Source organism: Roseovarius sp. (assembly GCF_018066915.1).
Lineage (GTDB): Bacteria > Pseudomonadota > Alphaproteobacteria > Rhodobacterales > Rhodobacteraceae > Roseovarius.
In genome coordinates this window covers 1-7,099 of record NZ_JAGPVV010000025.1, presented here as the reverse complement: position 1 = coordinate 7,099, position 7,099 = coordinate 1, and the positions used below count along the sequence as shown (strand labels likewise).

Here is a 7,099-nt window from a genome sequence, read left to right as displayed (position 1 = left end):
CGCAGGCTTTGCCGACCGCGCCGCCCGGATCAAGGCCGATTACGGGGTCACGCCCACGCTCATCCCCGGCTCTGAACTGACCCAGATGGGGATGAAGGGGCCGTTTTACGCGGCGCTCACCACGCCCCTCGGGGTGGCCCTCAACCCGTTCAAATACACGCTGGGTCTGGCACAGGCCGCAAGCCGGGCCGGCGCGCGCATTTACGCCCACTCACCCGTCACCGGCATCAGCCAGACCGGCGGCTTTACCCTCACAACTCCGAATGCACGCATCACTGCCCGCCGCCTGATCGTGGCCACCAACGGGTATTCCTCGGATGATCTGCCGGGTTGGATGCGTGCGCGCTATATCCCCACGCAATCCAACGTCATCGTCACGCGCCCCCTGACCGAAGATGAACTGGCGGCCCAAGGCTGGACCACGCGGCAGATGTGCTATGACGACCGCTTCTTCCTGCATTATTTCCGCCTGATGCCAAACAATCGCATGCTCTTTGGCATGCGCGGCGGACTCTTCAGTTCGCCCGGCTTCGATGCCCGCATGCACCGCACTATCCGGCGGCATTTCGAGGCGATGTTTCCGGCGTGGCGCCATGTCGAGACACCGCATAGCTGGAATGGCCTCTTGTCCCTTGCCCCGGATTTGACCCCCTATGCCGGGCCCATCCCCGATATGCCGGGTGCATTTACCGGCCTTTCCTATCACGGCAATGGCGTGGCGATGGCGAGCTATGCCGGTGCGATCCTTGCCGACCTGGCGCTGGACCGGACCCCGCGCACCCTCTACCCCGAGATCATGCGCAAACCGCCGCGCAAATGGCCTCTGGGGCGGTTCCGGCGTGCGATGCTCTGGCCGCCCTATGCCTTGGCCACGCTGACCGGCGGCTGATCCTATTCCGGCGTCCGGGCAGAGCGCGCCTTGTTCCGCCTTATGCCCAATTGCCGCTCGCGCCAGATTATGAGAATCCCCGCCAGAATAACCAGCGATGCCCCCGTCAGCATGGCCTGCGTCGGCACCTCGTCAAAGATGAAATAGCCGATACCAAGCGCAAAGAGGATCGAGGCATAATCGAACGGTGCCACCACGCTGGCATCGGCAAAGCGATAGGACGAGGTCAGGAAAATCTGCCCAAGCCCACCCAAGAGCCCAGCCATGACAAGCAGCCCGAATTCGGGCCCCGAGGGTATGACCCAGCCGAACGGGATCGTCAGAAACGACAAGAGCGTTGACGTGACCGAGAAATAGAACACGATCGCACTGGTTTCCTCGGTCTGAACCAGCTTGCGCACGTAGATCTGCGCAAGTGCTGCACAAATCGCCCCCGTCAGCGCCAGCATCGCGCCCACCGCTTGCATGGTCTCTACCGTTGGACCGCTCAGCGCCGTCAGGCGCGGGGCCAAAACAATCAGGACCCCACCAAGGCCTAGCGCCACCGCGCCGATGCGGACAACGCCCACCTGCTCATTCAGGAACATCGCGGCAAAGATCACAACCAAGAGCGGCGCGGCATAGCCGAGCGCCGTCACCTCGGGCAGCGGCAGCATGCCTAAGGCGGCAAAGCCAAGCCCCATCGCCGCCGTGCCCACAAATCCCCGCCAGAAATGATTGAGCGGCGAGGTGGCCTTGAGCCCCGTTCGCAGATCCCCCCGCAGCGTCAGCCACAAGAGGATCACCGGAATGGCAAAGAACGAGCGGAAAAACACCGCTTCGCCCGGCGGCACATGCGCCGCCGTGGCCTTGATCAGCGATGACATGGTGATGAAGAGCATCACCGAAATGAGCTTGAGCGAGATTCCAGTCAGAGGGCGCATGTTCTTGGGTCCATCGCCCTATTGTCTGTCAACTCAGTCTCTGTTCCGTCTCAGGCGTCGGTTTCCGCCGCCTTGCGCGGCAGCACCCAATCAGCACGCGGGAAGTGACAGGTATAGCCCTGTGGGAACCGCTTGAGATAATCCTGATGCTCCGGCTCTGCCTCCCAGAACTCGCCGACCGGCTCCACCTCTGTCACAACCTTGCCGGGCCACAGCCCACTCGCCTCGACATCGGCGATCGTGCGCAGCGCCTCGGCCTTTTGCGCGTCGTTGCAATAGTAGATCGCCGAGCGATAGCTGAGCCCGAGATCGTTGCCCTGCCGATTCACCGTCGTCGGATCATGGATCTGGAAAAAGAACTCGAGCAGCCGACGATAGGTGATACGCGCCGGATCAAAGAAAATCTCGATCCCCTCCGCATGCGTCCCATGATTGCGATAGGTCGCATGCGCCACATCGCCGCCCGTATACCCAACACGGGTCGAGATCACGCCGGGCAGCTTGCGGATCAAATCCTGCATGCCCCAAAAACAGCCCCCCGCCAGAACGGCACGTTCGCTCATGTCACATCCTCCACCTGATCGAGATACGCCCCGTATCCCTCTGCTTCCATGTCGTCACGATGTATGAATCGCAGGCTCGCCGAATTGATGCAATAGCGCAACCCGCCCCGATCACGCGGTCCGTCCGGGAAAACATGCCCCAGATGGCTATCGCCATGCGCGCTGCGCACTTCGGTCCGGATCATGCCCAATGTGAAATCGTGCACCTCCTTCACATGCGCAGGCTCCAGCGGTTTGGTGAAGCTGGGCCAGCCACAGCCCGACTCGTATTTGTCCGAACTGGCAAAGAGCGGCTCGCCGCTCACGACATCCACGTAAATCCCCGGCTGCTTGTTGTGCAGGTATTTGCCGGTGCCCGGATGCTCTGTTCCGTTCTTCTGTGTTACCCGGAATTCCTCGGGGCTGAGGGCCGCGATTTTTTCCGGCGACTTGCGATATTGGGTCACGTCTGCGCCTCCTGTGATGGTTCCATGCTATCAGATGGATCTCGGACGCGAAAATCAAATAGCGGTTGCTGTGATCCGCAGCGGAACGGTCTGCGTATTCCGGACATAGCAGGAGGATACCATGCGTATATTCGCCATCATACTTGCATCCCTTTTTTCGCTGCCCGCCATGGCGCTCGATCTTGATGCGCCCTTTGGCAATATCGACGGCGGCGAAATCCGGCTCTCGGATTGGGCAGGACAGCCTGTGCTCGTGGTCAATACCGCCTCGCGCTGCGGCTTTACCCCGCAATATGACGGGCTTCAGGCGCTCTATGATCAATATCGCGACAGGGGTCTCGTGGTGCTCGCCGTGCCCTCGGATGATTTCCGCCAAGAACTTTCGACCGAGGCCGAGGTCAAGGAATTCTGCGAGGTCAACTTTGGTCTCGATATTCCGATGACCACGATCACATCGGTGCGCGGCGATGCGGTGCATCCGTTTTACGCGTCTGTGCTGGCTGAGACCGGATTTGCGCCAACTTGGAACTTCAACAAGGTTCTGATCACACCGGATGGTCGGGTTGCGGGAACCTGGGGGTCCACCACCCGACCGAATGCGGGCCAGATCACCAAGAAAATCGAGGCGATGCTCAAGTAATCGCGTCTTGCTTCGCAAGGCAGAGTTTAATGGTCCGGAAATGCAAAACCCCGGTGTTTCCACCGGGGCGCGCATTGGCGTGCAAGAACGTGAGTGATGGCACAGCCAATTTCTTAGAAACCAAAACTTGGCGCCTAAGTATACCTATCCGCATGGATAGATGTGGCAGAAGCTGCGGCTGTTTTCATGGGGAATAACCACCAATCGTGGCCCGTATGGAAAACCTTACCTGTCAGACATTTCCCGCCCACGCGCATGAAAAAGGCCCCGGCGTTTCCACCGGGGCCTCTTGTCGAGATGTCAGATGCCTTATTCGGCGTCTTTGTCGCCCTTCTCGGGCGCGATCTCTTCACCAGTTACCTGATCGACCACCTTCATGGACAGACGGACCTTGCCGCGATCGTCAAAGCCCAAGAGCTTGACCTTCACGTCCTGACCTTCCTTGAGCACGTCGCTCGGATGGTTCAGACGGCGGTTCTCGATCTGGCTGACATGCACCAGACCATCCCGCTTGCCAAAGAAATTGACGAAAGCGCCAAAATCCACAAGCTTGACGACCTTGCCATCATAGATCTTGCCCTCTTCCGGCTCTGCCACGATCGACCAGATCATGTCATAGGCCTTCTTGATCGACTCACCATTCGGCGAGGCAATCTTGATGATGCCCTCGTCGTTGATATCGACCTTGGCCCCCGACACTTCGACGATCTCGCGGATCACCTTGCCGCCAGACCCGATGACTTCGCGGATCTTGTCGGTGGGAATCTGCATCGTCTCGATGCGCGGAGCGTGAACGCTGAACTCTGCCGCACCCGACAGCGCCTTGTTCATCTCGCCGAGGATGTGCAAACGACCGGCTTTGGCCTGCTCCAGAGCTTTCTTCATGATCTCGGGCGTGATGCCTGCGACCTTGATATCCATCTGAAGCGAGGTGATGCCATCGGCGGTGCCCGCCACTTTGAAATCCATGTCGCCCAGGTGATCTTCATCGCCCAGAATATCCGACAGGATCGCAAAAGAGCCGTCTTCTTCCAGCACCAGACCCATGGCCACACCGGCCACAGAGGTCTTGAGCGGCACGCCCGCATCCATCATCGACAGCGACCCGCCACAGACCGAAGCCATGGACGAAGAGCCGTTCGATTCGGTGATCTCGGACACCAGACGGACCGTGTAGGGGAAATCGGTTGCGGGCGGCAGAACCGCCTGAAGCGCACGCCAAGCCAGCTTGCCATGGCCGATTTCACGACGACCCGGAGGGCCAACGCGCCCAGCTTCACCCACCGAATACGGGGGGAAGTTGTAATGCAGCAGGAAGTTGGATTTGAAATTCCCGTGCAGCGCATCGATGAACTGTTCGTCATCGCCGGTGCCAAGCGTGGTCACGACCAGCGCCTGCGTTTCGCCGCGCGTGAACAGCGACGATCCATGGGTGCGCGGCAAGAGACCGGTTTCGCACACGATGGGGCGAATCTCATCCAGACGACGCCCGTCGATCCGGTTGCCATTCTTGACCACATCGCCACGCAGAACTGCGGACTCGAGCTTCTTGAACGCCGAGCCGAGGTTTTCATCGGCCAGTTGCTCTTCGCTCAGCTTGGCCTTGATGGCTTCGCGGGCTGCGGAAATCGCATGGGTGCGTTCCTGCTTGTCGCGAATGGCAAAGGCGGCGTGCATCTGCTCTTCACCGGCCGCTTTCACAGCCGCATAAAGATCCGAGTAATCCGGCGGGGTGAAATGGAACGGCTCTTTGGCGCAATCTTCGGCCAAGGAGATGATCAGGTCACAAACCGGTTTGATCTGCTCATGCGCAAAGGTGACGGCGCCCAGCATTTCCTCTTCGGTCAGCTCATAGGCTTCGGATTCCACCATCATCACGGCGTCTTTGGTGCCCGCCACAACCAGATCGAGCCGCTGCTCGGGGTTGTTGCGCAGATCGTGCATGTCGTCGATCTCGGGGTTGAGGATATATTCCCCGTCCACAAAACCCACGCGGCAGCCTGCGATCGGCCCCATGAACGGTGCGCCCGAAATGGTCAGCGCCGCAGAGGTTGCGATCATCGCCACGATATCGGGGTCATTGACCAGATCGTGGCTGAGCACGGTGCACATCACCAGCGTTTCATGCTTGAAGCCGGGTACGAACAGCGGGCGGATCGGACGGTCGATCAGGCGCGCGGTCAGCGTTTCCTTTTCGGAGGGCCGTGCCTCACGCTTGAAAAAGCCGCCGGGAACCTTGCCTGCGGCATAGTATCTCTCTTGGTAATGAACGGTCAGCGGAAAGAAATCCTGACCGGGCTTTGCCTCTTTGGCAAAGGTCACGTTGGCCATGACCGAAGTCTCGCCAAGGGTGGCAATCACTGTCCCGTCCGCTTGACGGGCGATTTTGCCAGTTTCCAGAGTGAGGGTTTCCTCCCCCCACTGCATCGATTTTTTCGTCTCTTTGAACATCACGTTTCCTAAGTTGGCCGGTCCAGGCGTATCCCGTCGGGCCCATTTGCATCCGGGGCCGCATTGCCCCGCGGCTTTTGGTTCTTCATCCTGCATTCCCGGCAAAGCCGGACCGGGACAGCAATCGGATCATACGAAAACCGCGCCCTTTTGGAGGCGCGGTATTTTGTCTTAGCGGCGGATGCCGAGGCGCTTGATGAGGTCCTGATAACGGCCCTCGTTCTTGCCCTTGAGGTAATCCAGCAGCTTGCGGCGCTGTGCGACCATCATCAAGAGACCACGACGACCGTGGTTGTCTTTCTTGTGGGTCTTGAAATGCTCGGTCAGCGTGGTGATCCGCGAGGTCAGGATCGCAATCTGCACTTCGGGCGAACCGGTGTCGCCTTCTTTGGTTGCGAATTCCTTGATAACGCGTTCTTTTTCTGCAGCAGTAATCGACATCGGGGTCTCCTTGCATAAAAGTGTCGGGCACAAGCCGGGATGTCGTCCAGCAAGGTCCATGGAAATCCCTTGGAACCGTGTCCAAAGGATACGCGCGTATAGGGGAAAATCCCTGAAATGGAAAGCGCGAATCTCGGCGGCCCGTACGTCTGCGGCTAGAGACCGCGGATCACCGGCAGCGCCTCTTGCGGCAAGAGCGCGATGTGATCCAGCGTGAGGCCCTCTGCATTGGCAATGCTTGCGATTGGCACACCGTTCAGCAGCAGGGTCTGCGCGTTGGTGTCTTCTGCTCCGGGCTCGAGGCTGAGATTGGCGTCGTTGCCCTTCAACGCGTTGTAAAACACGATCAGCCGATCCTCTTCAGGATGGAAATCCACGATTTCGACCGCATTGCCCTCGGATATCCAATCGCCGATCATCACCGTATCGGCACCCTCTCCGGTATCCACCAGATCGCCTTGACCGGCGAGGATGAGATCATTCCCCGGCCCGCCATTGAGAAAATCACCGCTGTCGAGGTCATCGAAAATCACCGTCGCCGGATCATCGACCAGCCCCACAATGACATCATCGCCCCACCCGCCAAACAGCGTATCGCGCCCAAACCCGCCATGAAGCGTGTCATCGCCGATATCGCCATGCACGGCATCGTCGCCCGTATCCCCGTGCAAGAGATCATGCCCGGCGCTGCCCACAAGGCTGTCATCGCCCGCGCCGCCAGAGAGGTCATCCGCGTCATTATGGCC

At 59.6% G+C, this 7,099-nt stretch carries 7 protein-coding genes and 1 pseudogene; 2 read left to right on the top strand and 6 right to left on the bottom strand.

From position 1 onward, the window contains the following. On the top strand, window positions 1-889 hold an 889-nt coding region (locus KBT70_RS01445), incomplete at its 5' end, for an FAD-dependent oxidoreductase (protein ID WP_296627926.1). Window positions 890-891: 2 nt separating this feature from the next. Here KBT70_RS01445 and KBT70_RS01440 read toward each other — a convergent pair. From KBT70_RS01440 to msrB, 3 genes are read right to left on the bottom strand one after another with little or no spacing between them, the layout of a single operon-like run. Continuing rightward, the gene (locus KBT70_RS01440) at window positions 892-1,812 is read right to left on the bottom strand and encodes a DMT family transporter (protein WP_296627922.1); all 921 of its coding nucleotides are present in this window, start codon (window positions 1,810-1,812) and stop codon (window positions 892-894) included. Window positions 1,813-1,862: 50 nt separating this feature from the next. After that, on the bottom strand, window positions 1,863-2,375 hold the full coding sequence (msrA, locus tag KBT70_RS01435) for a peptide-methionine (S)-S-oxide reductase MsrA (RefSeq protein WP_296627920.1): 513 nt from the start codon (window positions 2,373-2,375) through the stop codon (window positions 1,863-1,865). Then, window positions 2,372-2,821: a peptide-methionine (R)-S-oxide reductase MsrB gene (msrB, locus tag KBT70_RS01430; protein WP_296627918.1), complete on the bottom strand. Its 450-nt coding sequence runs from the start codon at window positions 2,819-2,821 to the stop codon at window positions 2,372-2,374. The genes msrA and msrB overlap by 4 nt, the downstream gene beginning before the upstream one ends. Window positions 2,822-2,942: 121 nt before the next feature. Between msrB and KBT70_RS01425 the strand changes: the two genes are divergently transcribed. Then, a complete protein-coding gene (locus tag KBT70_RS01425; RefSeq protein WP_296627916.1) occupies window positions 2,943-3,461 on the top strand; it encodes a glutathione peroxidase in 519 nt (172 codons plus the stop codon). Between the two features lie 309 nt (window positions 3,462-3,770). On the opposite strand, the gene pnp is transcribed toward KBT70_RS01425, so the two are convergent. The 3 genes and pseudogenes from pnp to KBT70_RS01410 all read right to left on the bottom strand — a co-directional run. Then, window positions 3,771-5,912: a polyribonucleotide nucleotidyltransferase gene (gene pnp, locus KBT70_RS01420; RefSeq protein ID WP_296627914.1), complete on the bottom strand. Its 2,142-nt coding sequence runs from the start codon at window positions 5,910-5,912 to the stop codon at window positions 3,771-3,773. Window positions 5,913-6,083: 171 nt separating this feature from the next. After that, a complete protein-coding gene (rpsO, locus tag KBT70_RS01415) occupies window positions 6,084-6,353 on the bottom strand; it encodes a 30S ribosomal protein S15 (protein WP_296627911.1) in 270 nt (89 codons plus the stop codon). A gap of 155 nt (window positions 6,354-6,508) precedes the next feature. Continuing rightward, window positions 6,509-7,099: pseudogene (locus KBT70_RS01410) on the bottom strand (calcium-binding protein); the annotation flags it as partial.

What these genes read in the sequence shown, in the direction of transcription:
- KBT70_RS01440 (WP_296627922.1), bottom strand. Translation starts at nt 1,812, where the DNA reads ATGCGCCCTCTGACTGGAATCTCGCTCAAGCTCATTTCGGTGATGCTC.
- msrA (WP_296627920.1), bottom strand. Translation starts at nt 2,375, where the DNA reads ATGAGCGAACGTGCCGTTCTGGCGGGGGGCTGTTTTTGGGGCATGCAG.
- KBT70_RS01425 (WP_296627916.1), top strand. Translation starts at nt 2,943, where the DNA reads ATGCGTATATTCGCCATCATACTTGCATCCCTTTTTTCGCTGCCCGCC.
- pnp (WP_296627914.1), bottom strand. Translation starts at nt 5,912, where the DNA reads ATGTTCAAAGAGACGAAAAAATCGATGCAGTGGGGGGAGGAAACCCTC.
- rpsO (WP_296627911.1), bottom strand. Translation starts at nt 6,353, where the DNA reads ATGTCGATTACTGCTGCAGAAAAAGAACGCGTTATCAAGGAATTCGCA.